At 73.6% G+C, this 25715-nt stretch carries 24 protein-coding genes and 7 tRNA genes; 18 read left to right on the top strand and 13 right to left on the bottom strand.

The features are described 5' to 3' along the window. Nucleotides 1–281: 281 nt before the first annotated feature. Together cobA and ACIO92_RS23080 are read left to right on the top strand one after the other, a co-directional pair. Entirely contained in the window at nucleotides 282–1532 is a 1251-nt protein-coding gene (gene cobA, locus ACIO92_RS23085; RefSeq protein ID WP_402282415.1) for a uroporphyrinogen-III C-methyltransferase, read from the top strand. A gap of 88 nt (nucleotides 1533–1620) precedes the next feature. Beyond that, nucleotides 1621–2439 carry an RNA methyltransferase gene (locus ACIO92_RS23080; protein WP_366442440.1) on the top strand — a complete coding sequence of 273 codons (819 nt, stop codon included), beginning with the start codon at nucleotides 1621–1623 and terminating at the stop codon, nucleotides 2437–2439. 398 nt (nucleotides 2440–2837) lie between these two features. On the opposite strand, the gene ACIO92_RS23075 is transcribed toward ACIO92_RS23080, so the two are convergent. After that, nucleotides 2838–4004, bottom strand: a complete 1167-nt coding sequence (locus tag ACIO92_RS23075) for a serine/threonine-protein kinase (RefSeq protein ID WP_401237872.1) — start codon at nucleotides 4002–4004, stop codon at nucleotides 2838–2840. Between the two features lie 509 nt (nucleotides 4005–4513). Between ACIO92_RS23075 and ACIO92_RS23070 the strand changes: the two genes are divergently transcribed. From ACIO92_RS23070 to ACIO92_RS23060, 3 genes are all read left to right on the top strand, one after another. After that, nucleotides 4514–4681, top strand: coding sequence for a hypothetical protein (locus tag ACIO92_RS23070; protein WP_351787418.1), 168 nt, complete (start codon nucleotides 4514–4516; stop codon nucleotides 4679–4681). A gap of 656 nt (nucleotides 4682–5337) precedes the next feature. Continuing rightward, nucleotides 5338–6447, top strand: a complete 1110-nt coding sequence (locus ACIO92_RS23065) for a phosphotransferase (protein WP_402282412.1) — start codon at nucleotides 5338–5340, stop codon at nucleotides 6445–6447. A 46-nt stretch (nucleotides 6448–6493) separates the two neighbouring features. After that, on the top strand, nucleotides 6494–6799 hold the full coding sequence (locus tag ACIO92_RS23060) for a zf-TFIIB domain-containing protein (RefSeq protein ID WP_351787424.1): 306 nt from the start codon (nucleotides 6494–6496) through the stop codon (nucleotides 6797–6799). Nucleotides 6800–6859: 60 nt separating this feature from the next. Here ACIO92_RS23060 and ACIO92_RS23055 read toward each other — a convergent pair. The 5 genes from ACIO92_RS23055 to ACIO92_RS23035 all read right to left on the bottom strand — a co-directional run bounded on the left by ACIO92_RS23055 (nucleotide 6860) and on the right by ACIO92_RS23035 (nucleotide 7338). Next, nucleotides 6860–6934 (bottom strand) — tRNA-Val (locus ACIO92_RS23055). A gap of 39 nt (nucleotides 6935–6973) precedes the next feature. Then, nucleotides 6974–7045: transfer RNA gene (locus ACIO92_RS23050), tRNA-Val, on the bottom strand. Between the two features lie 34 nt (nucleotides 7046–7079). Then, nucleotides 7080–7151 (bottom strand) — tRNA-Val (locus tag ACIO92_RS23045). Nucleotide 7152: 1 nt separating this feature from the next. After that, a tRNA-Cys gene (locus tag ACIO92_RS23040) sits at nucleotides 7153–7226 on the bottom strand. 39 nt (nucleotides 7227–7265) lie between these two features. Continuing rightward, nucleotides 7266–7338: transfer RNA gene (locus ACIO92_RS23035), tRNA-Gly, on the bottom strand. Nucleotides 7339–7569: 231 nt separating this feature from the next. Between ACIO92_RS23035 and ACIO92_RS23030 the strand changes: the two genes are divergently transcribed. The 3 genes from ACIO92_RS23030 to ACIO92_RS23020 are packed head-to-tail and all read left to right on the top strand — an operon-like array spanning nucleotide 7570 to nucleotide 10346. Further along, entirely contained in the window at nucleotides 7570–8637 is a 1068-nt protein-coding gene (locus ACIO92_RS23030) for a chorismate-binding protein (RefSeq protein WP_366442441.1), read from the top strand. Continuing rightward, nucleotides 8634–9464: an aminodeoxychorismate lyase gene (locus ACIO92_RS23025; protein WP_366442442.1), complete on the top strand. Its 831-nt coding sequence runs from the start codon at nucleotides 8634–8636 to the stop codon at nucleotides 9462–9464. The genes ACIO92_RS23030 and ACIO92_RS23025 overlap by 4 nt, the downstream gene beginning before the upstream one ends. 42 nt (nucleotides 9465–9506) lie before the next feature. Beyond that, nucleotides 9507–10346, top strand: a complete 840-nt coding sequence (locus ACIO92_RS23020) for a GNAT family N-acetyltransferase (protein WP_366442443.1) — start codon at nucleotides 9507–9509, stop codon at nucleotides 10344–10346. Nucleotides 10347–10506: 160 nt separating this feature from the next. Here the strand turns inward: ACIO92_RS23020 and ACIO92_RS23015 are convergent, their stop codons facing one another. Continuing rightward, a complete protein-coding gene (locus ACIO92_RS23015; RefSeq protein ID WP_366442444.1) occupies nucleotides 10507–11022 on the bottom strand; it encodes a DsbA family protein in 516 nt (171 codons plus the stop codon). A gap of 149 nt (nucleotides 11023–11171) precedes the next feature. Here ACIO92_RS23015 and ACIO92_RS23010 point away from each other — a divergent pair, with 149 nt between their 5' ends. Then, the gene (locus ACIO92_RS23010) at nucleotides 11172–11585 is read left to right on the top strand and encodes a hypothetical protein (RefSeq protein ID WP_366442445.1); all 414 of its coding nucleotides are present in this window, start codon (nucleotides 11172–11174) and stop codon (nucleotides 11583–11585) included. Between the two features lie 121 nt (nucleotides 11586–11706). Next, nucleotides 11707–11871, top strand: a complete 165-nt coding sequence (locus ACIO92_RS23005) for a hypothetical protein (RefSeq protein WP_366442446.1) — start codon at nucleotides 11707–11709, stop codon at nucleotides 11869–11871. 171 nt (nucleotides 11872–12042) lie between these two features. On the opposite strand, the gene ACIO92_RS23000 is transcribed toward ACIO92_RS23005, so the two are convergent. Next, the gene (locus ACIO92_RS23000) at nucleotides 12043–12600 is read right to left on the bottom strand and encodes a CGNR zinc finger domain-containing protein (RefSeq protein WP_366442447.1); all 558 of its coding nucleotides are present in this window, start codon (nucleotides 12598–12600) and stop codon (nucleotides 12043–12045) included. Between the two features lie 192 nt (nucleotides 12601–12792). Further along, complete coding sequence (locus ACIO92_RS22995; protein ID WP_015032345.1) at nucleotides 12793–13206, bottom strand: SsgA family sporulation/cell division regulator; 414 nt, start codon at nucleotides 13204–13206, stop codon at nucleotides 12793–12795. A gap of 189 nt (nucleotides 13207–13395) precedes the next feature. Between ACIO92_RS22995 and ACIO92_RS22990 the strand changes: the two genes are divergently transcribed. After that, nucleotides 13396–13818, top strand: coding sequence for a TIGR02611 family protein (locus ACIO92_RS22990; RefSeq protein WP_366442448.1), 423 nt, complete (start codon nucleotides 13396–13398; stop codon nucleotides 13816–13818). A gap of 54 nt (nucleotides 13819–13872) precedes the next feature. Beyond that, nucleotides 13873–13944: transfer RNA gene (locus ACIO92_RS22985), tRNA-Val, on the top strand. 57 nt (nucleotides 13945–14001) lie between these two features. Here ACIO92_RS22985 and ACIO92_RS22980 read toward each other — a convergent pair. Next, nucleotides 14002–16611 carry an SCO7613 C-terminal domain-containing membrane protein gene (locus tag ACIO92_RS22980; protein ID WP_402282408.1) on the bottom strand — a complete coding sequence of 870 codons (2610 nt, stop codon included), beginning with the start codon at nucleotides 16609–16611 and terminating at the stop codon, nucleotides 14002–14004. A gap of 92 nt (nucleotides 16612–16703) precedes the next feature. Between ACIO92_RS22980 and ACIO92_RS22975 the strand changes: the two genes are divergently transcribed. After that, complete coding sequence (locus ACIO92_RS22975) at nucleotides 16704–17144, top strand: SRPBCC family protein (protein WP_366442450.1); 441 nt, start codon at nucleotides 16704–16706, stop codon at nucleotides 17142–17144. A gap of 45 nt (nucleotides 17145–17189) precedes the next feature. Continuing rightward, a tRNA-Val gene (locus tag ACIO92_RS22970) sits at nucleotides 17190–17261 on the top strand. Nucleotides 17262–17308: 47 nt separating this feature from the next. On the opposite strand, the gene ACIO92_RS22965 is transcribed toward ACIO92_RS22970, so the two are convergent. Beyond that, nucleotides 17309–18037, bottom strand: a complete 729-nt coding sequence (locus ACIO92_RS22965) for a 3'-5' exonuclease (protein WP_366442451.1) — start codon at nucleotides 18035–18037, stop codon at nucleotides 17309–17311. Between the two features lie 121 nt (nucleotides 18038–18158). Here ACIO92_RS22965 and ACIO92_RS22960 point away from each other — a divergent pair, with 121 nt between their 5' ends. The 3 genes from ACIO92_RS22960 to thrS all read left to right on the top strand — a co-directional run bounded on the left by ACIO92_RS22960 (nucleotide 18159) and on the right by thrS (nucleotide 22266). Beyond that, nucleotides 18159–18734 (top strand): DUF4365 domain-containing protein, encoded by a 576-nt coding sequence (locus ACIO92_RS22960; protein ID WP_366442452.1) that lies wholly within the window; start codon nucleotides 18159–18161, stop codon nucleotides 18732–18734. Next, a complete protein-coding gene (locus tag ACIO92_RS22955; RefSeq protein WP_366442453.1) occupies nucleotides 18734–20059 on the top strand; it encodes a hypothetical protein in 1326 nt (441 codons plus the stop codon). Before ACIO92_RS22960 ends, ACIO92_RS22955 begins: the two co-directional genes overlap by 1 nt. Before the next feature lie 230 nt (nucleotides 20060–20289). Further along, nucleotides 20290–22266: a threonine--tRNA ligase gene (gene thrS / locus ACIO92_RS22950; protein ID WP_402282405.1), complete on the top strand. Its 1977-nt coding sequence runs from the start codon at nucleotides 20290–20292 to the stop codon at nucleotides 22264–22266. Between the two features lie 53 nt (nucleotides 22267–22319). Here thrS and ACIO92_RS22945 read toward each other — a convergent pair whose 3' ends face one another. After that, on the bottom strand, nucleotides 22320–23006 hold the full coding sequence (locus ACIO92_RS22945) for a potassium channel family protein (protein WP_366442455.1): 687 nt from the start codon (nucleotides 23004–23006) through the stop codon (nucleotides 22320–22322). A 65-nt stretch (nucleotides 23007–23071) separates the two neighbouring features. On the opposite strand from ACIO92_RS22945, the gene ACIO92_RS22940 reads away from it, so the two are divergent. After that, nucleotides 23072–23635 carry an HIT domain-containing protein gene (locus ACIO92_RS22940; RefSeq protein WP_366442456.1) on the top strand — a complete coding sequence of 188 codons (564 nt, stop codon included), beginning with the start codon at nucleotides 23072–23074 and terminating at the stop codon, nucleotides 23633–23635. 56 nt (nucleotides 23636–23691) lie between these two features. Here ACIO92_RS22940 and ACIO92_RS22935 read toward each other — a convergent pair whose 3' ends face one another. After that, complete coding sequence (locus tag ACIO92_RS22935) at nucleotides 23692–25350, bottom strand: hypothetical protein (protein WP_366442457.1); 1659 nt, start codon at nucleotides 25348–25350, stop codon at nucleotides 23692–23694. Between the last annotated feature and the right edge of the window lie 365 nt (nucleotides 25351–25715).

Raw genomic sequence — 25715 nt, 5'->3', positions numbered from 1 at the left:
CGCCGGGCGGGGGGGGGGGGGGCCCCGGGGGCGGGGGGGGGGCCCCCCGGGGGGGGGGGCCCGGGGGGGCGCCCCGGGGGGGGGCCCCCCCCCCCCCCCCGGGGGGGGGCCCCCCCCCCCGCTTCCGGGAGCGGCCCCGGCAGCCCCCGCGACCGGGACGTCCGTCACAGGGTGACCGCCCCGGGTCGCGGATATCGTGGGACGCGAACACACCGTGTCCCACCAGCCGCTCCACAGCCGCAGCGGCCCGCACACGCCACGCCCCGAGGAGCCGCTCACCCATGGCCGAGCACGCCGTCCGCGCCGAGAACGCGACGCACCCCGCCTACCCCGTCGGACTGCGCCTCGCCGGCCGCCGCGTCGTCGTCCTCGGCGGCGGGCAGGTCGCCCAGCGGCGGCTCCCCGCCCTGATCGCCGCGGGCGCCGACATCACACTGGTCTCGCCGTCCGCGACCCCCTCCGTGGAGGCGATGGCCGAGGCGGGCGAGATCACCTGGACCAGGCGGCGGTACGAGGAGGGCGACCTCACCGACGCCTGGTACGCGCTGGTGGCCACCACCGACCCGGCGGCGAACGCCGCCGCCTCCGCCGAGGCCGAGCGGACCCGCACCTGGTGCGTCCGCTCGGACGACGCCGAGGCGGCCACCGCCTGGACCCCGGCCACCGGCCGCAGCGAGGGCGTGACCGTGGCCGTCCTCACCGGCCACGACCCCCGCCGCTCCGCCGCCGTGCGCGACGCGATCGTGGAGGGCCTGCGGGACGGTTCCCTCGCGGCGCCGCAGCACCGCGCGCGTGCCCCCTTCGTCGCCCTGGTCGGCGGCGGACCCGGTGACCCCGACCTGATCACCGTGCGCGGCCGTCGGCTGCTCGCCGAGGCGGACGTGGTCGTCGCGGACCGCCTCGGCCCCCGTGACCTCCTGGACGAACTGCCCCCGCACGTCGAGGTGATCGACGCGGCGAAGATCCCGTACGGCCGGTTCATGGCCCAGGAGGCCATCAACAACGCGCTGATCGAGCACGCGAAGGCGGGCCGGTCGGTCGTGCGGCTGAAGGGCGGCGACCCGTTCGTCTTCGGCCGGGGCATGGAGGAGGCGCAGGCGCTGGCCGCCGAGGGCATCGCCTGTACGGTCGTGCCGGGCATCTCCAGCTCCATCTCGGTGCCGGGCGCGGCGGGCATCCCGGTCACCCACCGGGGCGTGGCCCATGAGTTCACCGTGGTCAGCGGGCACGTGGCCCCCGACGACCCGCGTTCGCTCGTCGACTGGGCGTCGCTGGCCCGGCTCACCGGCACGCTGGTGATCCTCATGGGCGTCGACAAGATAGGGAAGATCGCCGAGGCGCTCATCGCGCACGGCAAGGACCCGCAGACGCCGCTGGCCCTGGTCCAGGAGGGCACCACGGCGGCGCAGCGCCGGGTGGACGCCACGCTGGCGACGGTCGCGGAGACCGTCGTCGCGCGAGAGGTCCGCCCGCCCGCGGTCATCGTGATCGGCGACGTGGTCGCCGAGGGCCCCGACCGCCTGGTCAGGTGACCCGGGCGGACGACCGCAGCTGTAACCACGGGTAACAGAACCCCGCGCACACATTGGCACCACTCCCCGGACAAGGCAGTATCACCTCGTGGCCGAACTCATCACGATCGACGACCCCGACGACCCGCGCCTGCGCGACTACACCGGCCTGACCGACGTCGAACTGCGCCGCAGACGCGAACCGGCCGAGGGCCTGTTCATCGCGGAGGGCGAGAAGGTCATCCGCCGCGCCCGCCAGGCGGGCTACGAGATGCGCTCCATGCTCCTCTCCGCCAAGTGGGTCGACGTGATGCGGGACGTCATCGACGAGGTCCCCGCGCCGGTGTACGCCGTCCAGCCCGACCTCGCCGAGCGCGTCACCGGCTACCACGTGCACCGGGGCGCCCTCGCCTCCATGCAGCGCAAGCCGCTCCCGGACGCCGCCGAACTGCTGGGCGGCGCCCGCCGGGTGGTCGTCATGGAGTCGGTGAACGACCACACCAACATCGGCGCGATCTTCCGCAGCGCCGCCGCGCTCGGCATGGACGCGGTCCTGCTCTCGCCCGACTGCGCCGACCCGCTCTACCGGCGGTCGGTCAAGGTGTCGATGGGGGCGGTGTTCTCCGTCCCGTACGCGCGTCTGGAGAACTGGCCGCGCGGCCTGGAGACCGTACGGGAGGCGGGCTTCAAGGTGCTCGCGCTGACCCCGGCGGAGAAGGCGACGTCGATCGACGAGGCGGCCCCGCACCGACTGGACCGGGTGGCGCTGATGCTGGGCGCCGAGGGCGACGGCCTGTCCACGCAGGCGCTGCGCGCCGCCGACGAGTGGGTGCGCATCCCGATGGCCCACGGCGTCGACTCGCTGAACGTGGGAGCGGCGGCGGCGGTCGCCTTCTACGCGGTGGCCACGGGCCGCCCGGAGTCGTAGACCCGGAGACCGGAGACCGGAAGACCCGACGGCGAGGGCCGGACGTCCGGCCCTCGCCGGACGGACGGGGGACGTCCGGGAGGCCGGTCCGTCACACGGCCCCCGGCCGTCCGGGAAGTTCTCGTCGACGCGGACCTGAGCCTCCGCGAAGGTCTTGTCGCGCGGACCCGAGCGTCCGGGAAGCTCTCGTCGCGCGGACCCGAGCGGCCCGGGAAAGCCCGTCAGGCCGACCCGAGCGTCCGGGAACGCCCTGTCGGCACCGACATCGACCCCGACCGTCCACGAGGTCGTACGGGCCCGCCCTCTCCGGGCGGGCCCGTACCCGTGTCGCAGGTGCCCCACGCGGTCCGAGCGTCCCGGATGTCCCAGGGCGCTCCCGTGGCTCCGGCGCGGCCGGGTCAGCCCTGGAGGGCCTGCGCGGCGGCGATGCCCAGGGCCACGACCAGCGTCACGACCACGAAGACGAAGAGCCGCTGCCGCAGCAGCCGGGGGTTGGCCGGACGCCGTCCCGTGGACGTGCCCCGGGCCCCCGGGCGGGTGCCGGGCCGGGACTGGGGCGCCCGCGCGCCGTCCGTACGCGGCCCGGCCGACGGCCTTGCCGCACCGGCACCGCGCCCCCGCTCGGACGGCCGCTCCGGGTCCCGGTCCCGGGCGTCCCGCTCGGTGTACCGCTCGGTCGGCCGGAGCGTGTGCCGCTCCTCCGTCCGCTCCCGCTGCGCGGGAGGCCGGGAGGCGGGCAGCCCCTGGGCCTCGCGCGCCGCGATCTCCTTCAGCCGCATCGACAGCTGGAGCGTGCTGGGGCGGTCCTCCGGGTCCTTCGCCAGACAGGCCCGGATCAGCGGCGCCAGCGCGTCCGGCACCCCGTGCAACTGCGGCTCCTCGTGCACCACCCGGTAGAGCATGACCTCGGAACTGCCGTGCCCGAAGGGCGAGTCGGCCATCGCCGCGTACGCCAGGGTGGCACCGAGCGAGAACACGTCGGTGGCCGGGGTGACGGCCGCTCCGCGCACCTGCTCCGGAGCGAGGAAACCGGGCGAGCCGACGGCCGTCCCGACATGGGTGAGGGTGCTGGCCCCGGTGGCCCAGGCGATGCCGAAGTCGATGATCCGGGGGCCCTTGGGGGAGAGCAGGATGTTCGAGGGCTTCAGGTCCCGGTGCACCACCCCCGCCTCGTGGACGGCGACGAGCCCTTCCGAGAGCGCCGCCCCGATCGTGGCGACGTCGGCGGCGCGCAGCGGGCCCTCTTCGGCGACCCGGTCGTGCAGCGAGGGCCCGGGGACGTACTGGGTGGCGAACCAGGGGCGCTCGGCCTCCAGATCGGCGGCGACGAGACGGGCCGTGCAGCCGCCCCGGATGCGCCGGGCTGCCGACACCTCGCGGGCGAACCGCGACCGGAACTCCTGGTCCTCCGCCAGATCGGGCCGGATCACCTTGAGCGCCACCCGCTGTCCGCGCCGGTCGGACCCCAGATACACGACGCCCATCCCGCCGGCTCCCAGCCTGCGGTGGAGCCGGAACGACCCGACGATCCGCGGATCCTCGCGCCGGAGCCGCATCATCGCCATGTCCGTCCCCTCGTCCGTTCGACGTGGCACAGCTTACGTAGTGGCGCCCGCACGCGCTCATAGGCCGCGCCCTCGCACCGGATCGATTGTCGGTACGGAGCAGGCCGCGCCCTCCGCGCCCACCCGCGAGCCCACCCCAACCACCCACCGGGTCACCACACTTGACGGCTGATGAGGAACCGGCCCCGACGCCTCGGGGCCCGTCCGGGCGGCCCGGGGGAGCGGCCCGCGCACGGGACGCCCCGCGAAGTGACAGATGTCACGCCCCTCCGCCGTCCGGGGCCTGCGGCACACGACCCCTCCGGGAAGACCCCGGGTTTCGCGCCCCGGTCTCCACCCCTGGGAGTACATCGCGCGGACCTGAGTCATCCTCCTGGAGGCCCGTAAGTCGGTACGCGGGCATGACGTCCGGGCGCTCCCCGCTCCGTAATGTTGAGGTCAAGCGGCGGGTGCAGCACTCGTCCCCCGAGGTCACGCACCCGCCGCGCCAAGACGACAGGAGAGGAACCATGGCATTCACGGCACCGAGGACGACCGCCGGGCCTTCAGGCCGACGTCACCCCCTGGTGGCCACGGCCATGGTCCTCCCTCTCGCGGCCCTGCTCGTAGTCGTCTTCGGCGGCTGGGAAGCGGTGGTCACACAGGCGTCGTCCGTGGTCACGATGCTGGGGCGCTGACAGCGCCCCGGACCCGGGAGAGCGGCCCGGGTCGGGACATCCGGCCATCAGCCCCGTGGGGACGGGGGTGCGGCGGACGGCAGCGTGGGGCCGGTCAGCTGGGGAGCTGACCGGCCCCCTCGCGCGTTCCCGCCCGGACAGCCACCCGAACGTTCCCCCGACGGCTACCCCTCGCCCGTCCCCGCGAACGCCGACCGGCCGTCGAAGCGCACTCCTGCCGGACCTCCTGCCACGCGAGCGGTCCGGGTCCGCGACCCGTCCGACGGGCCGGAGCCCATCCGGTCGACCGCACTGCGCGCACCTGGGGCACATCGACCTGGGCCTGTTCTTCCCCGCAGGCCGCGCGCCCCGCACGTACCCGGAGGAGAGCTGACGGCTCTTCACCGTCCCCGGGAGAACCGGCCGCCCCCTCGCGCCTTCCGGCGAAGGCCGCCCGGCCTCCTCGGTCCCCGGGAAAGCCGGACACCCCTCGTTCCCGAGAGAGCCCGAGCACTCCGGTCGGCACCCGGGGGAGTGGCCACCCCCTCGCATCCTCCGGCGGAAGCCGCCCGCGTCACCGCTCCCCGAGGGAAGCCGACCGCCCCCTGAGGGAAGCCGACCGCTCGCTGAGGGAAGCCGACCGCCCCCGCCCGTACCCGTCCCGCTACGCTCCCGGCGTGGACCCCACCGCCCCGCCCCGCCCCCACGACCGCCCGGCCCGGACCCTGCCCGAGCGGCTCGCGGCCGTCGCGCACACGGTCGCCCACCGGTCCGGCACCCCCTGCTCCTGCCCGAGCGGCCTGGTCGGGGTGCTCGCCGACCGGGACGACGGCACCGTCGTACGCCACGGGGACCTGGTCGCCAAGGCGCACGCCCCCGGCACCGACCCGGACGAGCACCGCGCCCGCCTCGCGCTGGCCGCCCACCCGGACGTCTCCGGCGTCCTCCTGCCACCCCTGCCCGGCGGGCCCGGTGAACTGGACGGGCGTCCCGTCAGCCTCTGGCCCTACGGACCGCCGGTCGATCCGGCGGACCCCGACGCCGCGCCCTGGGAGGAGGCGGCGCGACTGCTCGCCCGGCTCCACCGCACGCCACCGCCCGACGGGGCGGCCCGGCTCCCGGAGTCGCGGGCCCCGCTCAAGGCGGCCCTCGCGGTCGGCCGGATGCGCGCGACGGCCCCTGAGCATCCGGCCGCCCCGACGGTCCTCGCCGCCTGGCACACCATCCCCGGCGTCCGGAGCGCCCGCGACGACGGTACGGCCCCCGGCCTCCGGGAAGTCCCCGGCGTCCCGCGCACCTCGGGTGTCCCCCATGCCCCCGCCCTCCAGGACCCCTCAGGCCTCCCGCGCAACCCCGACCTCCCGGGATCTCACGGCCCCCGCCTCCTCTGTCACGGCGACTTCCATCTCGGCCAACTGGTCCGTGGCGTCCGGTCCGTGTCCGCCGGGCCCTGGCGGCTCATCGACGTGGACGACCTCGGTCTCGGCGACCCGGCCTGGGATCTCGCCCGCCCCGCCGCCTGGTTCGCCGCGGGCATCCTGCCGCCGGAGGTCTGGTCCCGGTTCCTCGGCTCCTACCAGGAGGCGGGCGGCCCCGCCGTGGGCGCCGACCCCTGGGCCCGACTCGACCTGCCGGCCCGCGCCCTGACGGTCCAGACCGCCGCCCTGGCCCTCGCCAAATCGACCGCGCGGGGCCGCCCGCTCGACGAGGTCGAGGACGTGATGATCGACACCTGCGCCCGTATCGCGGGATTCCGAACCATTTCACCCACCGGGGCGTCCGCATAGGGTGAAGCCACCATTCGAACGGCGTAGTCAGGGAGTTGACCCGACCATGCAGTGCCCCAAGTGTCACGCGGCCATGCACACGTACAACCGCAACGGCGTCCAGATAGAGCAGTGCAGCGGCTGCCGGGGGATCTTCCTGGACTACGGCGAGCTGGAGGCCCTGACCCGTCTGGAGTCCCAGTGGGTCCAGCAGGCCCCGCCCGCGCCTCCCGCCCCGGGGGCCTACCCGGCGCAGCCCGCCCCCGCGGCCCCGGCCTGGGGTGCTCCGCAGCACGGCGGCCACCACGGTGGTCACCACGGCGGCGGCCACTACCGGCAGCGCGGCTTCGGCCGGATGCTCTTCTCCTCCTGAGCGGTTCCCAGCGGGAACGACGAAGCCCCCGGCCGCGAAGTGCGGCCGGGGGCTTCTCGATGGTGCGCGATACTGGGATTGAACCAGTGACCTCTTCCGTGTCAGGGAAGCGCTCTCCCGCTGAGCTAATCGCGCGGGACGCACACGAACCACCCGAAGGTACTGCGTGCTGCGTGCGCGATACTGGGATTGAACCAGTGACCTCTTCCGTGTCAGGGAAGCGCTCTCCCGCTGAGCTAATCGCGCGGGGGATCCGAAGACCCAGGACCCGAAGGTCCAGTGGACGATACTGGGATTGAACCAGTGACCTCTTCCGTGTCAGGGAAGCGCTCTCCCGCTGAGCTAATCGTCCTTGGAGGTGGAGACGGGATTTGAACCCGTGTAGACGGCTTTGCAGGCCGTTGCCTCGCCTCTCGGCCACTCCACCAGGAGTGAATACAGGGGTTCGGGAAGATCCCCCACATCGAGCGGACGACGAGATTCGAACTCGCGACCCTCACCTTGGCAAGGTGATGCTCTACCAACTGAGCCACGTCCGCTTGTCGTTTCCGTTTCGCTTGCGCGTCCCGGCGACGTGTTGAACTCTAGCGGATTCCTGGGCCAGTACAAAAACGCGTTTCCGCAGCGTGCTGACCTGCGGGCCGACGCGGGTGCCCGGCCGGGGGGCCCGGAGGGTCCGTACGGCGTTCACCCGGTGTGCACCCGCGGTGGCGGGGAGCCCCCGTCGCACGCCCCCGGTGCCGCTCCGGTGACCGACCTAGACTCGACACGTGTACGACCTTGCCCCTCTGGCCCGCTTCGGCGGCCTCGTCGCGACCGATCTCCGGGACGTCACCCACGACCCCGAGGCCCTGGACTCCGTCGGCTTCTGGGCCGTCTGCGCGGACTTCGAAGGGCGCCTGACCTGCGCCCGCTTCGGAGACGTGCGGCCCGACCCCGTCCCGCCGCCCGCCCAGGGCGCCTGGCGCGGGCCCGCCGCCGGTGACTGGACGTCCTCGCTCGACCGCGCCGCGTACATCGCGGGCGTCCGGCGCGTGCGCGAGCTCATCGCGCGCGGCGAGGTCTACCAGGCGAACCTCTGCCGGGTGCTGACCGCGCCGCTGCCGCACCCCGACTCCGCCGACGTCGACGCCCTGACCTCGCTCCTCGCGCGCGGCAACCCCGCCCCGTACGCGGGAACGATCCGGCTGCCCGCCCACGGCGTGGAGATCGCCACCGCCTCCCCCGAGCTCTATCTGCGCAGGGAGGGGGCGCTCCTCTCCTCCGGGCCCATCAAGGGGACCGGCAGGACCGCCGACGACCTCCTCCCCAAGGACCACGCGGAGAACGTGATGATCGTCGACCTGGTCCGCAACGACCTGGGGCGCGTCAGCGAGACCGGCTCCGTCGCCGTCCCCGAACTCTGCGCCGTCGAGGAGCACCCGGGTCTGGTCCACCTCGTCTCCACGGTCACCGGCACGCTGCGCGAGGGCGCGGGCTGGCCGGACCTGCTCACCGCGACCTTTCCGCCCGGCTCCGTCACCGGCGCGCCCAAGTCGAGCGCGCTGCGGATCATCGAAGCCCTGGAGACCGCGCCGCGCGGGCCCTACTGCGGGGGGATCGGCTGGGTGGACGCCGACGCGGGCACCGGTGAGCTGGCCGTCGGCATACGGACCTTCTGGATCGACCGCCCGGAGGGCGTGCTGCGCTTCGGGACCGGCGCCGGGATCACCTGGGGCTCGGACCCCGAGCGCGAGTGGGAGGAGACCGAGCTCAAGGCGGCCCGGCTGGTCGCGATAGCGTCGGGCGTCCACGAGTCGGGCGCCCCTGGGGCGAGCGGAAAGGCCATTTCTCGATGAAACTCTGGGTCAACGGCGGACTGTACGACGAGGAGGCCGCCCGGGTCTCGGTGCTGGACCACGGGCTGACCGTCGGCGACGGCATCTTCGAGACGGTCAGGGCCGAGCGAGGAGAAACGTTTGCTCTCACTCTTCACCTGGAGCGGCTCACCCGCTCCGCGCGCGGCCTGGGACTGCCCGACCCGGACCTCGACGAGGTCCGCCGGGCCTGCGCCGCCGTCCTTGAGGCCAACCCGATGCCGCTCGGCAGGCTGCGCATCACGTACACCGGCGGTCTCTCCCCGCTCGGCTCGGAGCGTGGCGACGCGGGTCCCGGTCTGGTCGTCGCCCTCGGGGAGACCGGCCGCCGCCCCGACTCCACCGCCGTGATCACCGTCCCCTGGACGCGCAACGAGCGCGGCGCCCTCACCGGCCTCAAGACCACCTCGTACGCCGAGAACGTGGTCGCCCTGGCGAGGGCGAAGGAACGGGGCGCGTCCGAGGCGCTCTTCGCCAACACGGTCGGACAGCTCTGCGAGGGCACCGGCTCCAACGTCTTCGTCGTGGTCGACGGGCGGATCCTCACCCCGCCGGTCGCCTCCGGCTGCCTGCCGGGCATCACCCGCGCCCTCGCCGTCGAGTGGACGGGCGCCGTGGAGACCGATCTGCCGCTGGACGTCCTGGAGAGCGCCGAGGAGGTCTTCCTGACCTCGACCCTCCGTGACGTCCAGGCGGTCCACCGGATCGACGGGCGCGAGCTGTCCCCGGCGCCCGGCCCCGTCACCGCCAAGGCCATGCGGGTCTTCGACGAGCACGCGGCCCGGGACCGGGACCCGCGCCTCGGGTAAAACCTGATGACGGACGGCCCCGGGATGGGTAGAACGTCTCTGATGACCACCACCCTGCGGCCGGCCGAGCCGCTTCAGCAGAGGCCCGACGGCGGCCGTTCCCGCACCTACGACGTATGTGTGAACAGTCGCCGCGTCGGCTCCGTCCACCTTTCCACCGACCCCGGCTTCGGCGCCGCCTCGGGTCTGATCGAACGCCTCGGGATCGACGAGGCGGACCGGGGGCGCGGCCGGGGCGCCGTCGCCGCGCTGGCCTCCGAGGAGGTGCTGCGCGGCTGGGGCTGCGTGGAGGTGCAGATATCGGTGCCCGCCGACGCCGTGGCCGCGCTGCGGACGGCCGGCTCGCTCGGCTACACCGAGCGCAGCCGGAACATGGTCAAGGAACTGCCCGAGGAGCCGCCCGCCCTGCCGGAGGGCGTCGAGGTGCGGCCGATGACCGGTGAGGAGTACGAGGTCTGGGAGGCGCGGGCCAAGGAGGGCTTCGCGCGGAGCTGGATCGACCGGGGCGTCCCCGAGGAGCAGGCCCGCGCCAAGGCGGAGGCCAGCCACCGCAAGTACCTTCCCGAGGGCCTGGCCACACCGGGCGTCGCGATCCACGTGGTCGTCCGGGACGGACGGTCCGCCGGATTCCTGTGGACCGGCCGGATCGAACTGGAGCCGGGGCACTGGGCGGCCTTCGTGTACGACATCGAGGTCGGCGCGGAGCACCGGGGCCTGGGCTACGGCCGGGCGCTGATGCTGCTGGCCGAGCGGGTCGCGCGGGAGGCCGGGGAGACCCGGCTCGGACTGCACGTCTTCGCGGGCAACACCCCGGCGATCCGGCTCTACGAGTCGCTGGGCTTCCGTGTGACCTACGTCAACAGTGCCAAGGAACTGCGGTAGGGCGGTAGAGGAGGGGCGTCGGCGGGCCTCGGGCGGCCGGGTGCGGGGCCGTCGTGCCGGGGCGGCCGGGTGCGGGGCCGTCCGCCGGGGGCCGCCGTCCCGGGCCCGCCAGGCCGCCGCCACGCGCGCGGCCCGGCCGGGACCGTCGTCCGGCGGGGTGTCAGCCGTTCAGGAGACGGTCGGCGATCTCCTCGACGCGCTCCCGCAGACCGTCCTGGCTCTGGCCGCCGTCCAGACGCTCGCCGCCGATGATGTACGTCGGGGTGCCGGTGACCTTGATCGCCTTGCCCTCGGCCTCGTCGGCGTCGACGGTCAGGAGGTGCCGTCCGTCGATCAGGGCGGTGTCGAACTCCTCGGCGTCCAGGCCCAGTTCCCCGGCGATCTCCAGGAGCACCGGCTCGCCCCGGTCGGCGAGGTCCTCGGTCCTGGCGAGCAGCGCCGCCACGTACGGCCAGCCCTCGCCCTGCGCCACGGCCTCCTCCGCGGCCTGCGCGGCGGCGTACGCGTGCTTGTGCTTCGCGAGCGGGAAGTGCCGCAGCTGTACGTCGAGCCGGTCGCCGTACTTCTCGCGGAGCGCGCGGACGTCGTCGAGGGCCTGGAAGCAGTCGGGGCACTGGAGGTCGAACCACGCCTCCAGGACGACGGGGGAGGCGGATGCGGTGGTGATGTCACTCATGGGAGCAGTCTCCCTCACCGGGACCTGGGGAGGAGATCCGGAGGGGAGGACCCGGAGATCTCCCTGAGACCGGGCGCGGACCATGGCCCCGGAGGGTCCCGGCGGTGCACGATGGAAGGGACGCAATAACCCCTGACCTGGAGGACCGCATGATCGCCGAGACCATCTGCTCCGCGGCGGCCGCGGCGGGCCTGGGTATCGCCGCGATCTCGGCGTACCGGAAGCGTTTCCTGTCCGCCGCCCGGATCGCGGCCTATGCCCTGGTGCCGCTCGGCCTCGTGATGACGGGCGCGGTCCAGTGGATCGCGGACACGGCGTTCAGCCCGGTCGCCTGGGCGGGCTTCGGCGTGCTCGGCGCCGCGTGGCTGCTGTTCCTGTCCACCCGGGCCGTCGAGCGCCGCAGGGCCGTCCGCAAGGGGAGCGCCGACGGGAGCGGGACGAGAGCCGTGGCCCCCGGCGCGTCGACGCCCTCGCGTGCCGTGGCGGCCAAGCCTCCGGCGGGCCAGAGCACCGGAGAGGATTTCAGCGACATCGAGGCGATTCTGAAGAAGCACGGAATCTGATCACTTCTGGCGGTTCCGGTGTCCGTCCTGGATCCGTGATCCACGGGAAGGAGTGAACAGCCCCCGCGATGGGGCGTTTTCCTGGATTTCCCGCCCCTGGCGTGCGCGATCATCCCCGGAGATGCTGGATACCTCGCGGGAGACCGCCCCCGCCGCCACCGATGCCCCCGACGAAGAGCCGCGCGGCTGCCTGTTCGCGCTCTCCCAACCACCCCTCATGATCTTTCTCGGGGTGATCGGATGTCTGCTGCTCGTGGCCTCCGTGCACGACCTCTTCGTGCTGTGACCGGCCCGCTCCGTGCCGCGACCGGGCCCTGTCGTGCCGTGACCGGGCCCGGCGCGTGGTCCGTGCGCTTCACCGTGGTCCGTGCCGCTCGCGCGGCCCGTGGCGCGGGAGCGGTTCCCGCCGTGCGCCCTGTGGCGAGGTGGCGCACGCTGAGGCGGTGCGCGGCGGAGGTCAGCCCGCCGCTTCCTTGCGGCGTGCGCGGTAGGCGGCCACGTGCAGCCGGTTGCCGCAGGTGCGGCTGTCGCAGTAGCGGCGGGAGCGGTTGCGGGAGAGGTCGACGAAGGCCCGGCCGCAGTCCGGCGCCTCACAGCGCCGCAGCCGCTCCTGCTCGCCCGCCACGACGATGAACGCGAGGGCCATCCCGCAGTCCGCCGCGAGGTGGTCCGCCACCGAGGCGCCCGGCGCGAAGTAGTGCACGTGCCAGTCGTAGCCGTCGTGGTCCGTGAGCTGCGGGGTGGTGCCCGCGCCCGCCACCAGCTGGTTGATCAGCGGAGCCGCGATCCGGGCCTCGGGCGCGGAGAAGACCGCCGCGAACTTCCCGCGCACCTGGCGCACGGCCTCCAGATCGGCGGGTCCGAGCCGTCCCACGTCGCTGACCTTGTGGGCGCTCAGGAAGGCGTACAGCCCCGGCAGGTCCGCGAGCTCGTCGGCGCGGTCGCCCTGGGACGCGGTGTTCATCAGATCGACAACGGTGTCGAGGGCGATCCGGGTGTCGTGGGGGATCAGCACGTTTCGCTCCCTGGCCGGCCACGGGCGGGCGCCCGCGGAATGGCGCTGACTTTAGCGTGACCGGGAAACGGCCAACGGCGCCCTCCACCGCGCCGGCTGCGCGGTGGTGAGCGCCGGTGTCGTGCCTGGGTTACTGCCCGCGCGGTGCCGTCGCCCCGAGTTCGGACGGCGCCGCGCGGCTCCCGGCCTGGCTCAGCTGTCGGCCAGGATGTGGGAGAGCTCCGTATCGAGATCGAAGTGCCGGTGCTCGGTGCCCGGTGGCACGGCGGCGTCGGTCCGCTTCAGGAACGACTCCAGGGCCCTCGCCGGGGCCTCGAGCAGGGCTTCTCCCTCGGGAGAACTCAGTGCGATGCAGACGACTCCCTGCCCGTGACTACGGGAGGGCCAGACTCGGACGTCGCCCGTGCCGGTGGGCCGGTGCAGCCCCTCGGCGAGAAGGTCGCGGGCGAAGACCCACTCGACCGTCTCCTCGGCTCCGGTGTGGAAGGTGGCGTGCACGGCATACGGATCGGCCGTGTCATACCGCAGGCCCGCGGGTACAGGCAGTGAGGACTCGCTCGACACAACGAGGCGCAGGTGCAGCTCGCAGCTGACCGTGGTGTTCATAAGCGCCAGGGCCTTTCGCTCAGTGTGCGCTCGGGGATTCGCACGTCGGCGAAATCGACATGCCACCTCTGGGGTCGTTGTAAACCCCTCTGTCGGTTTTGTGGTTGTTCGGGTCGCTCGTACGGAAGCGTGTGACCTGGGGTAATACCGCCATTCCGGCGAGGGGCCGCCGTCCGGTAAGTTGGGGTCATGAATGCGGAGAGTGACGAGCGCACCGGGGAGTCCGCAGACGGCCAGGAAGCCGAACTGGGATCCCGCGCACCGAAGTTCATCAAGTCCCGGCGGGGCCTGCACCTGAGCTGGCAGGTCGGCGTCTTCATCGTGGGGCTCGCCGTGGTCGGCGCCGGAGTGCTCATGCTGGTGCTGCCGGGGCCGGGCTGGCTGGTCATCTTCGCCGGCATGGCGATCTGGGCGACCGAGTTCGTCTGGGCACAGCTCGTGCTCCGCTGGACCAAGCGCAAGGTGACCGAGGCGGCACAGCGCGCTCTCGACCCCAAGGTCCGGCGCAGGAACATCATCCTGACCAGCGTCGGCCTGGTGATCATCGGCGTCCTGCTCGGCGTCTACCTCTGGAAGTTCGGCATCGTCATGCCGTGGAAGATCGCCGAGTGACCTCGGAGCGGTACGGAAGCACCGCTGACATGCGGTAATGTTTGCGGTGCGCCGGGGCGATTAGCTCAGCGGGAGAGCACTTCGTTCACACCGAAGGGGTCACTGGTTCGATCCCAGTATCGCCCACCCGGACCGAAGGCCCGGAGACGGAACACCGTCTCCGGGCCTTCGGCGTTCCCCCGCTCACCGCATCCGCGTCACCCGGTCCCGCAGCCTCCGCGCGTCCCGCAGCCGCTGCTCGTAGGTGGCGCCCACCGCCAGCAGCAGCAGCCCGGCCAGCGCGGGCGGCAGCCAGCGCGGCAGCGCGCCCACCGTCCGCACCACGTACGGCGCCAGCTCGTGCAGCCCGTCGAGGGCGAGCACCGCACCACCGAGCACCAGCAGCGCCTGGAGCCGGAACCGCGCCCCGAGCAGGGTCACCGCCAGGGCCGCGAGCCCCAGGAGCAGCGGGCGCGGCCAGCCCGGGTCCGACCAGGCCGCGGCCAGTCCCGGCAGCAGCGTCGCCGCGAGACCGGGGCCGTACGCCGTCCAGGACGAGGCCGCCGGGTCGCGCCGCCGCCGCAGGAGGCCGACGACCAGCGCGGGAACGGTCACCGGCAGCGTGTACGCCTCCGGGGCCGTCACCCCCCACACCGCGAGCCGGACCCAGGCGGCCGCGAGGAACAGCGCCGCGGCCGTCCACGAGGCGAAGCGCCGCCGCTCGGGGCGCAGCGCCGTCGCCGCCGCGATCAGCCCGCCGAGGGCCAGCGCCGCCGCGAGGAACGCGGGCCGGGGCGCGGCGAGCCCGAGGGCCGCGAGTCCCACCGTGCCACCGGTGATCTCGACCGGCAGTGCCACCCGGCGGTCCTTGGCCCCGACGAGCGCCGTCGCCGCCGGGACCGGCAGCAGGGCGAGCGCCGTCCAGTGCGGGGCGAACCCGGCGGCAGCCGCCACCGCGCAGACGAACCCGGTCGCCACCGCCACCGCGCCGCAGGCCGAGACGGTCCCCCGAACGTCCCCCGCGAACACGGCCACCCCCACGAGCAGCGCGAACACCAGGCCGAGCACGGTGAACGTGGCACCCCGGACGTCCAGTGCGAACGCCAGCGCACCCATCGCGGACACCAGGCCGACGGCGTACGCGGCCCACCCGAGGACCACGCCGGGCTCCGGCGCGGCGACGGGCGTCCGGGGCCGCGAGGACGCTGCGGTGGGACTGGTGGGGCCCGTGGGCTCCTTCCGCGTGGTGGCGTCGTCCGGTCGCCCGGCAGCGTCTCCCGTCGCCGTCGCCGTCGCCGTCGCCGTCGCCGTCGCAGCCGTCGCCAGGAAGCCGGAAGCCGTACGGGGGTCCACGGCGTCGGCCGCGTTCGCCGCCGCCGGGGAGCCGGGGGTCGCCTCCCCGGGGGTCGCCCGCGATGTCCGCGCGCCGGGGCGGCCGAGGCCGCGTGCCAGGGGACCCGGCCGGACGGCGCAGGCCAGGGCCGCCGCCGTGGTCAGGAGCTGAAGGGCGAGCGTCACCGCGTACGGCGGTTCCAGCACGACGGGCAGCGCGGTGAGGAGCGCCCAGGCGAGGACGAGCGCGCCGCAGCGGGCCCAGAGCCGGGGGACCGCCACCAGGACCAGAGCGGCCACCGCCAGGACCAGGGCGGCCGTCGCCGGGTACGACGGGAGGACCGGCCCCGCGTGCTCGCCCGACCAGACGGGCGTCCGCCGGACCAGCGGCCCCAGCGCGCCCGCCACGACCGGCGGCAGCGCCCAGACGAGCCCCAGCGCCGCCACGGCGGCCCCCGCGACCGCCAGACCCGCGCGCACCTCGTCCGGCAGCCGGACGCCGACGGCACCCGCCCGCCACACCGACGCCAGGAGCAGCCCGCACAGCACGTACCCCGGCACCGCCCAGTCCGGGGCGAGCGCGGCACGCAGCAGACCACCGGAGGCCGTCACCGCCGCCAGACCGGCGACGACCGCCCCCGCCACCGCGAACGCCGGTCTCCGGCAGGCCGCGTACAGCACCGCCGCCGCACCCGTCAGGAGCAGCGCCGCGCCGCTCCACGGCGCGGTCAGCGACAGCCCGCCGCCCGCCAGGAGCGCCCAGCCGCCCAGCATCGCCGCACCGGCCGAGGCCGTGATCCGCGCCGCCACCGGGCGGGCCCACAGGACCACCGCGCCGTCCGCCGCGGCCGTGACCAGCGCCGCCCACGCGAAGGCCGTCGGCCCGCCGCCCGCCGCGAGGACCCCCAGGAGCAGCGGCAGCTGCCCGGCGACCACGGCCGCAGGGAGCGGTGTCCGCAGCCGGGAGAGCCCCGTACCGTACGCGGCCCACGCGCCCGCCAGGACGGCCGAGGCCACCGCCGCGTAACCGAGGCCGTCCGTGTCCGTCAGCGCCACCCGGTGCAGCGCGTACGCGTCGAGCACCGTCAGGGCCAGGCCCAGCGCCGCCACGGACTCGGCCGTCGAGACCAGGCCCCGGCGCAGCAGCGCCACCGGCGCCACCAGCGCCGCCGAGGTCACCACGGACAGGACCGCGGCCCGGCCGCCGATCCCCATCGAGCCCCAGCTCACCAGGGTGAAGGCGACCGCGGCGATGGTCAGGAGCGTCCCGCCGAGCGTCAGCAGCACGTTCTGCGCGCCGCGCGGCGTCGAGTCCGCGACCGGTGCGCGCGCCCCGGCCGCAGCCACCACCGCGACCGGAGTGCGGAGGGCCTGGAGGAGCCAGGCGCGGCGGGCCAGCAGCGTGGACCGGCGCGCGTCGAGACGGGCCAGCTCGCGGTCGACGAGCACCAGCTCGTCGGCGGGCGGCAGTGAAGTGTTCATGGCCGGAGTGTGGCTCCCGCCACACCGGGCCGGGATGCGTTCCGGTACTCATCTTCCGGTCCCCGCCGACTGAGTACGTCCACACTGGAGGCATGGACCGGTACCGGTATCGCTTCCGCAGCGTCTGGCGGCTTGCCGCCCCGCCCGACGCCGTCCGGGCCGTCCTCGAACGCGCCGAGGAGTACCCCGACTGGTGGCCGCAGGTCCGCGAGGTCGTCCCCGTCGACGACACCACCGGCGCCGCCCGCTTCCGCTCCCTGCTCCCGTACGACCTCTTCGTCACCGTCCGGGCCCTGCGCCGCGAGCCCCGGGTCCTGGAGGTCGCCCTCCACGGCGACCTGGAGGGCTGGGCCCGCTGGACCCTCACCCCGGACGGGACCGGCACCCGCGCCCTCTACGAGCAGGAGGCCGAGGTCCGCACCCCGCTCCTGAGGGCCCTCGCCGTCCCCGGGCGGCCCCTCTTCCGCGCCAACCACGCCTGGATGATGCGCCGCGGACGCAAGGGGCTCACCGCCCGGCTGTCATCGGGCTGAATTTGAAAGCCGGGAGCGGAGCCCTGTATGGTTCAACCCGTTCCCGGGCGATTAGCTCAGCGGGAGAGCACTTCGTTCACACCGAAGGGGTCACTGGTTCGATCCCAGTATCGCCCACCGGGAGAGGCCGGTCCGTCGAAAGACGGACCGGCCTCTGTCATGTGTCAGGCGGCCGTGTCCAGTTCCGGCCGCAGCGGCCACGCGGGGTCCACCGTCTCCGGCGTCCCCTGACGGGTGAACCAGGCCTGGAGCCCCCGCGCCTGCGCCGCGTGCCACACCGTCTGGAGGGTGTGCAGCTCGGCCGGGGTCAGCCGCTCCAGACGCGACGAGAAGCGCCGCGCCACCGCCCGTACGACGTCCAGCGCCGCCGTGGCGTCCGCCGCCGCGTCGTGCGCCCCCGTCAACTCCACCTCGTAGTGCGCGCACAGGTCCGTCAGCGTCCTGCGGCCCTTGCGGTAGCGGTCCAGGTGCTTGTCCAGGACCCGGGGGTCCAGCACGCACAGCGGCCTCCCCGCCAGATAGGTGCCGAGCGTGGACGCCCGGTGCCTGCGCAGCTCCCGGTCGAGGATCGTCAGGTCGAAGGGCGCGTTCATCACCACCACCGGCCGCCCCGCCACCGACTGCTCGGTCAGCGCCCGCGCCAGCTCCTCCATCACCGGGGCGGGCCACCGCCCGTTCCGCTGGAGGTGATCGTCCGTCAGGCCGTGCACGGCCGTGGCCCCCTCGGGCACCGGTATGCCCGGATTGACCAGCCAGCGCGTCACCCTCGGCCGTGTCCCCGTCGCGTCCTGCACGACCAGGGCGGCCGACACGATCCGGTCGCCCTCGACGTCGATCCCCGTGGTCTCCGTGTCGAAAGCGGCCAGGGGCCCCTCGTACCACTGCATCGTCATCCCCGAACTCCCTGCACATGTGCGGCAGATGGCCAACCCTCTGCCCCGGAACGGTGATACCCGGACCGTTTGCGCCGTACGCGGACCGGTCACAACAGAAGGGACGGGGAAGGAAAACGACATGGCGCTCGCCCAGCCCGAGCCGGGAGGGCTGCCGTCCCAGCGGCCCGCTCCGACGCGCGGCTCACTCGCCACCACAGCCTGCATGGAGACCCTCCAGGTGGGATACCTGCACGCCGTCGCCGCCGCGGCCGGCTGCTCGCTCTCCCAGCCCTTTCCGGACAACGGCATCGACTGGCACGTGAGCCACAGCGCTCCCGGCCACACCGTCGACGACGAAGTGACCATCAAGGTGCAGCTCAAGTGCACCTACCAGCTGCCCCCGCGCACCCCCGGGACCGCCCCCGGGGCGTTCTCGTTCACCCTCGACAACGACCACCTGGTGAAACTCGCCAGAACCCCGGTGGCGGTGCACAAGATCCTGGTCGTGATGCTCGTCCCCAGAGCCCCCGAGGAATGGCTCAGCGCGAGCCACGACCGGCTCGGCCTGCGCCACTGCTGCTACTGGACCAACCTGGCCGGACACCCGGTCACGGGACGGCGCCGGACCACCGTCCGCGTCCCCACGGCACGGATCTTCGACGACCGGGCGCTCTGCGAGATCATGACCCGGATCGGCGGGGGAGGGAGACCTTGATGCACCGGCCGACCGACGAACCAGGACCGGGGAACGACGGGTACGGGTACGGGCGCGGCCCCGTGCCCGTACCCCCGTCCCACCGGCCCCATCCGGCACCCGGCGACCCGCCCGGCCCCTGGACCGGGGTCCCCGCCGCGCCCGCCGGACCCTGGGCCGACGTCCAGGGCGCCCCCGACCCCGACCGGGTCGACCCCCGAGTCCTCGGCGCCCTCCTCGCCCGCCACGGCTGGCGGCGGCGCGGCGGGGCGCCCGGCCGTTACGGCCGCTGGACCCCACCCGGCGACGGCCCCGGCACCAGCCTCCTGGTGCCGGAGAACCGCGCCTTCCCGGACTGCGACGATCTGCTCGGCGAGGCACTCACCGCCCTCGCCCGCAGCGCCGAGCCCTCCGCCCGCGAGGTCCTCACCGGCCTCGCCGTGCCCAGCGACGAGATCCGCTGGTGGCGGGACGTGCCCCCGGGCCCCTCCGGTACCGTCCCCTGGACCGTGCAGGAACAGCTCAGGTCGGCCGCCCGCCAGCTCCTCCTGGCCGGGGCCCTCGCCGTCCGCGGCCGGGCGGGCTACCACGGGGCACGGCACCGGCGCCCCGCCCACGCGTCCCTGGAGACGGTCGTCGTGGGCGCCGCCCCCGGCGGGCGCGGCCTCACCGCCTACCTGCCGGTGGACCCCGGCCGTGCGATAGCCGTACGGCTCCACCACGCGCTCCACGCGGCCCGCGAGGCCACCGACTACCAGCGCGCCACCGGCGGCATGGAGGCCTTCGACGCCGCCGTCGGCGCGGGCGTCAGCAGGGAGCTCACCGAGGCCCTCGTCGCCCTCGTCCGGGGCACCGAGGGCGCCCTCGTCGCGCTGGCCTGGGCGCCGTCGGCCGGGACGCCGGAGGGCTGCGCGGCCCGGCCCGAACCGGTCGAGTTCTCGCCCGGGGACCTGCCCGCGCTGCGCGAGGCGAGCGCCCGCTACCTCACGGACGAGCCCTCCGTCCCGGTCCGGCTCACCGGCGCCGTCGTACGGCTGCGCCGGTCCGGGCCGCGCGGCGAGGGCACCGTACGCCTCCGGGTGCTCGGCGGGGCGGAGGTCCCGCACGTCCGCGTCGCCCTCGACGAGGAGGGCTACCGGACGGCCGGCCACGCCCATCTGCTCGGGCTCCCGATCCGGGTCGCCGGGCGGCTGGAGAGCAGGGGCGGCTTCCGCCGTCTCACCGACGCGTCCGGGGTCGTGCCCGTCCAGGTCGACGAGACGGAACGGGACCGGCTGATGAAGTCGCTCCAGGAGAACCTCGACTTCTTCGAGGAGGCCTGCGGCCCGGACGAGGACCTCCCCTGAGCCCACGGGCCGGGCGGGGGAGGGCCGGGGCTCCGGGCCCGTGTTCCCGCACGTCCGGTGCGTGCGCCGGGGGAGCGCCGGGAGAACGGGCCCCGGCACCGTCCGCGTAACCCTTTCGCGGGGAGGGGGGACCCGTCGGTAGGATCGGCCGTGCGCGGCACCTCGTCTCTGTCGCGCATCGTCGGTGCCGGCACATCGTGTCTGCCTGCGCCCCTAGGTATGGAGTACCCGTGTCTGAAGTCCGTGTGACCGTCCAGTCCGCCTCGGATCAGGAGGAGAGGACGGTGAGCGCGGGCACCACCGCCGGCGCCCTGTTCGCCGACGACCGCACCGTCGTCGCCGCCCGTGTCGGCGGCGAGCTGAAGGACCTTTCGTACGAGCTCGCCGACGGCGACGCCGTCGAGGGCGTCGAGATCTCCTCCCCGGACGGTCTCGACATCCTGCGCCACTCGACCGCCCACGTCATGGCCCAGGCCGTGCAGGAGCTCTTCCCCGAGGCCAAGCTGGGCATCGGCCCGCCGGTCAGGGACGGCTTCTACTACGACTTCGACGTCGAGAAGCCCTTCACCCCCGAGGACCTCAAGGTCATCGAGAAGAAGATGCAGGAGATCCAGAAGCGCGGCCAGCGCTTCGCCCGCCGCGTGGTGTCCGACGAGGACGCCCGCACGGAGCTGGCGGACGAGCCGTACAAGCTGGAGCTCATCGGCATCAAGGGAGCCGCGTCGACCGACGACGGTGCGAACGTCGAGGTGGGCGGCGGCGAGCTGACCATCTACGACAACCTGGACGCCAAGACCGGCGAGCTGTGCTGGAAGGACCTGTGCCGGGGGCCGCACCTGCCCACCACCCGGAACATCCCGGCGTTCAAGCTGATGCGGAACGCCGCCGCCTACTGGCGCGGCAGCGAGAAGAACCCGATGCTCCAGCGCATCTACGGCACCGCCTGGCCGTCGAAGGACGAGCTGAAGGCGCACCTCGAATTCCTCGTCGAGGCCGAGAAGCGCGACCACCGCAAGCTCGGCAACGAGCTGGACCTGTTCTCCGTCCCGGACGAGATCGGCTCCGGGCTCGCGGTCTTCCACCCCAAGGGCGGCATCATCCGCCGGGTCATGGAGGACTACTCGCGCAGGCGGCACGAGGAGGAGGGCTACGAGTTCGTCTACACGCCGCACGCCACCAAGGGCAAGCTGTTCGAGAAGTCGGGCCACCTGGACTGGTACGCCGAGGGCATGTACCCCCCCATGCAGCTCGACGAGGGCGTGGACTACTACCTCAAGCCCATGAACTGCCCGATGCACAACCTGATCTTCGACGCGCGCGGCCGCTCGTACCGCGAGCTGCCGCTGCGGCTGTTCGAGTTCGGCACCGTGTACCGGTACGAGAAGTCCGGTGTCGTGCACGGTCTGACCCGCGCCCGCGGCTTCACCCAGGACGACGCGCACATCTACTGCACCCGCGAGCAGATGGCGGAGGAGCTGGACAGGACCCTCACCTTCGTCCTGAACCTGCTCCGCGACTACGGTCTGACCGACTTCTACCTGGAGCTGTCGACCAAGGACCCGGAGAAGTTCGTCGGCTCCGACGAGGCGTGGGAGGAGGCCACCGCCGTCCTCCAGCAGGTGGCCGAGAAGCAGGGCCTGCCGCTGACCCCCGACCCGGGCGGCGCCGCGTTCTACGGCCCGAAGATCTCCGTGCAGGCGCGGGACGCCATCGGCCGCACCTGGCAGATGTCGACCGTGCAGCTGGACTTCAACCTGCCGGAGCGCTTCGACCTGGAGTACACCTCGCCGGACGGCACCAAGCAGCGCCCGGTCATGATCCACCGTGCTCTGTTCGGTTCCATCGAGCGGTTCTTCGCGGTGCTCCTGGAGCACTACGCGGGCGCCATGCCGCCGTGGCTGGCCCCCGTGCAGGCGGTCGGCATCCCGATCGGCGACACCCACGTCGACTACCTCCAGGACTTCGCCGTCGAGGCGCGGAAGAAGGGCCTGCGGGTGGACGTGGACGCGTCCTCGGACCGGATGCAGAAGAAGATCCGCACCCACCAGAAGCAGAAGGTCCCGTTCATGATCATCGTCGGTGACGACGACATGGCCGCCGGTACCGTCTCCTTCCGGTACCGCGACGGCTCGCAGGAGAACGGCATCGCGCGCGACGAGGCCATCGCCAAGCTCCTCGACGTGGTGGAGCGCCGCGTCCAGGTGTGACCCGGACACCCGTGCGACGGGTCCTGGCGTGACCCGAGCGGTCGTGTGACGGATCAGGCCCCCGGGGGACTCCCCGGGGGCCTCTTCTCGTCCTCCCGGGTGAACGCCTGGATCAGCCACGAGGAGAAGGAACCCGTCACCGCGCCCAGCAGCGCCAGACCGCAGGCCATCACGCCGACCGCCGTCACCCTGCCCGCCGGGGTCACCGGCACCGCGTCCCCGTATCCCACGGTCGCGAGCGTGGCGCAGGTCCACCACACCGCGTCCCCGAAGGTACGGATCGAGGCGCCCGGCGCGTCCACCTCGTAGTGGTAGACGGTGAGCGCCCCGGCGAAGCCGAGCAGGGTCGTGGAGAGACCGGCGTACACCATCACGCGCGCGTAGAGGCCGAGCCGGGGCTTCTCGCGGCGGCGCTGGATCCGGTCGTAGGCGCTCACCGTGCGCACCGGCCGCAGCAGCGGCAGGATCAGCACCACCGTGTCCAGGAGATGGGCGCGGACGAAGCGGAACGGGCCGAGACCGCTGAGCCGGAGCCGTACCGCGTAGTCCACGCCGAACAGCGCCCAGGAGGCGAGGGTGAGGGCGAGGCAGAGGTCGAGCCAGCCCTGCGGGAGCTGGTGGCGGGCGAGGATCCGGACCGCGTACCCCGCGAGATAGACCAGGGACGCCACGGCGAGCGGGGTCTCCATGCGGCGGTCCCAGCGCTCCTGGCGGGGCGGTTTCGGCGGCCTTTCGCTCATCGGATCAGCATGGACGCTGCACGGATCTTCCGCCCCGGCGACACGTTCCGAACGGGCGACGCAATATGCTGCACGGCATGACGACTGAGCCGGAGCAGCAGATCGGAGTGGGGACGCCGGACGCGTTCCAGCGCCTGTGGACGCCTCACCGGATGGCGTACATCCAGGGCGAGAACAAGCCCACCGGACCGGGCGCCCAGGACGGCTGCCCGTTCTGTTCGATCCCGGCGAAGTCCGACGAGGACGGGCTGGTGATCGCGCGCGGCCGGAGCGTGTACGCGGTCCTCAACCTCTACCCGTACAACGGCGGGCACCTGATGGTCGTCCCCTACCGGCACGTCGCCGACTACACGGACCTGGACGTGGCGGAGACCGGCGAGCTGGCCGACTTCACCAAGCGCGCGATGGTCGCGCTGCGGGCGGCGTCCGGGGCGCACGGCTTCAACATCGGCATGAACCAGGGGGCCGTCGCGGGCGCCGGGATCGCCGCCCATCTGCACCAGCACCTGGTGCCGCGCTGGGGCGGGGACACCAACTTCATGCCGGTCGTCGGGCACACCAAGGTGCTGCCGCAACTTCTCGCCGACACCCGGAAGATGCTGGCCGACGCCTGGCCCGCCACCGTCTGAGCCCTTCACGGCACGCGTACGGCGAGGAGCCCGGGGCCCCTCGCCGTACGGTCGTGTCAGGCGTCGTAGACGTCGGCCTTCTTCGGGCCCGGCTCCTGGATGCCGCCGCTGAGGGCCAGCGAACGGCTGGTGAAGCGGTCCGTGTCCACACCGTGCTCGTCGAGCATCTTCAGCGTCGCGGAGTGGACCGCGCGCAGCACCGGTGTCGCCATGCGGATGGCGTCGTCGGCCATGAAGCGGTTCTTCCACAGCGGGCCCGCCCAGACGTGCCGCAGCCCGAACGGCTCGGGCAGCACCATCTTCCCGCCCAGGAACTCCAGGATCGGCGGATACCAGGTCAGCGGGGCGCGCACCGCGAGGCGGACGATGTCGTCGGTGCCGAGCAGCGGCTGCTGGACCGTACGCGTCTCCCAGAAGCGGACGGCCTTGGAGACCTCCTTGGTCTTCGCCGCGGGCTTCCCGCTGAACAGGCCGTGCACCGGGCCGAGCGCGTGGCCGGTGACCTCGATCCTGAGCGTCTGGTGGAGCGAGGTCACGGTGACCATCATCGTCAGGACGAGGTTCCCGTCCCAGAGGGTGAACTGCACACCGAGGTAGTGCCGGTTGCCCGCGCCGAACTGCTGGTCGTTGCAGATGCGCTGTATCTCGTGCGGCTTCACCTGGAAGTGCACGATGTTGTCGCTCTCGGGGCGGCTGACGGAATCGGCGCCCTCCCCGACGGCGGAGACGATCCAGTGCTTGACCGTGGGCTTCGGGAAGCCGGTCTTCATGGCGCCCCGCTCGAGCAGCGCCAACTGGTCGTGGATCTTGCGCACCACGTCCCAGGCGCGGAAGGCGTGGATCTCCCGGCCGGCCTGCGGGACGAGCTCCTCCGCCAGGGTCCAGCTGCCCCAGCGGGTGCCGAGCCCGAGGATTCCCTTGGAACCCGCGTAGAAGGCGATGTTGGACTGCTGTTCCGCGGAGAGCTTCTCCAGGTTCAGCCGGAGCTCCTCGGCCGACTTCTCACCCGGGTCCGTGGGCACGGACTTGGGGATCTGGGGGCCCATGCCACCGCCGCCGAGCAGGGCGCTCCAGCGCGTGCGCAGGTCGACCGCGGCCTTCTCGCAGACCCGGCGGGCGAGGAACCACCCGAGCACCGGGGCCACGATCATGGCCCGCAGGTAGTTCGGCAGCACGCCGTCGAAGGGCAGCTTCAGCAGGACCAGCACGGCCAGCAGCCCCGCCGCCCACAGGAGTACGGTGCCGATGGTGCTGGTGCGCTTCTTCGCGGACCCGGCGGCCACCCGGCGCAGCTGGATGACACCGAGCCAGAGCAGCAGACCGGGCAGGAAGAGCACACCGCAGACGAAGGTGATCAGGGTCAGCCGGACGTCCCGCTGCCTGCGCAGGTGGGTGGCGGCCAGACAGTGCTGCACGACCGGCTGCGGGTCGACGCCGAACGACTGGATCAGGGCGCCCCTGCCACCGCCGAGCATCCGCGTCTGGACCGCGCGGGAGAACGCCTCGCCGAGGTCGGGACCGAAGAGCTTCTCCCACTTCCCGGTCTTGACCGTGGTCTTGTAGAGGTCGTTGTCGGCGTCCTGGATCGTCTTGAGCGGGCTGTCCCGGTACGCGGCGGAGGCCAGCGCGTTCGTCGCGCCCGTGCCCCCGCCCGATCCGGTGAGCGGGACCTGAGCCCCGGGTCCGAAACCGTCCATCGCCACTGCCGCCCCCATCGCGCGCGAGTACCTTGTGCGGGCTGTTCCCAACTGCCGCGCCCCGCACACCTTCTGAGCTGGGCACCACAGCGTAACCGGGGAGTGTCACGCGCGTCACCGCCTGTGGACGGCGCGGCCGAATGAGGAGCCCGCGACCTGCGGCGGACGGCCGTTCCTTTCTTCCGGATCGTCAACCGGGCGGATTCTTCCGCACCTTGCCGGGCCGGTGGCCGGCCCCGGCGCGCGGCCTTCGGAGCCCGTCTCTCCGGCGCGCGCCGCCCGGCCCTCCCTCGATTCCGCCCCCGGCCTGTGGTGCCTGGCCCGTCCCCCAGCCCTCCCGACGCACGGATCGCATCTCACGACGTCTCCGGAGCGGCCGGATG

This window comes from Streptomyces sp. NPDC087215 (assembly GCF_044744885.1).
Lineage (GTDB): Bacteria > Actinomycetota > Actinomycetes > Streptomycetales > Streptomycetaceae > Streptomyces.
This window is presented reverse-complemented; position numbering and strand designations above follow the sequence as displayed.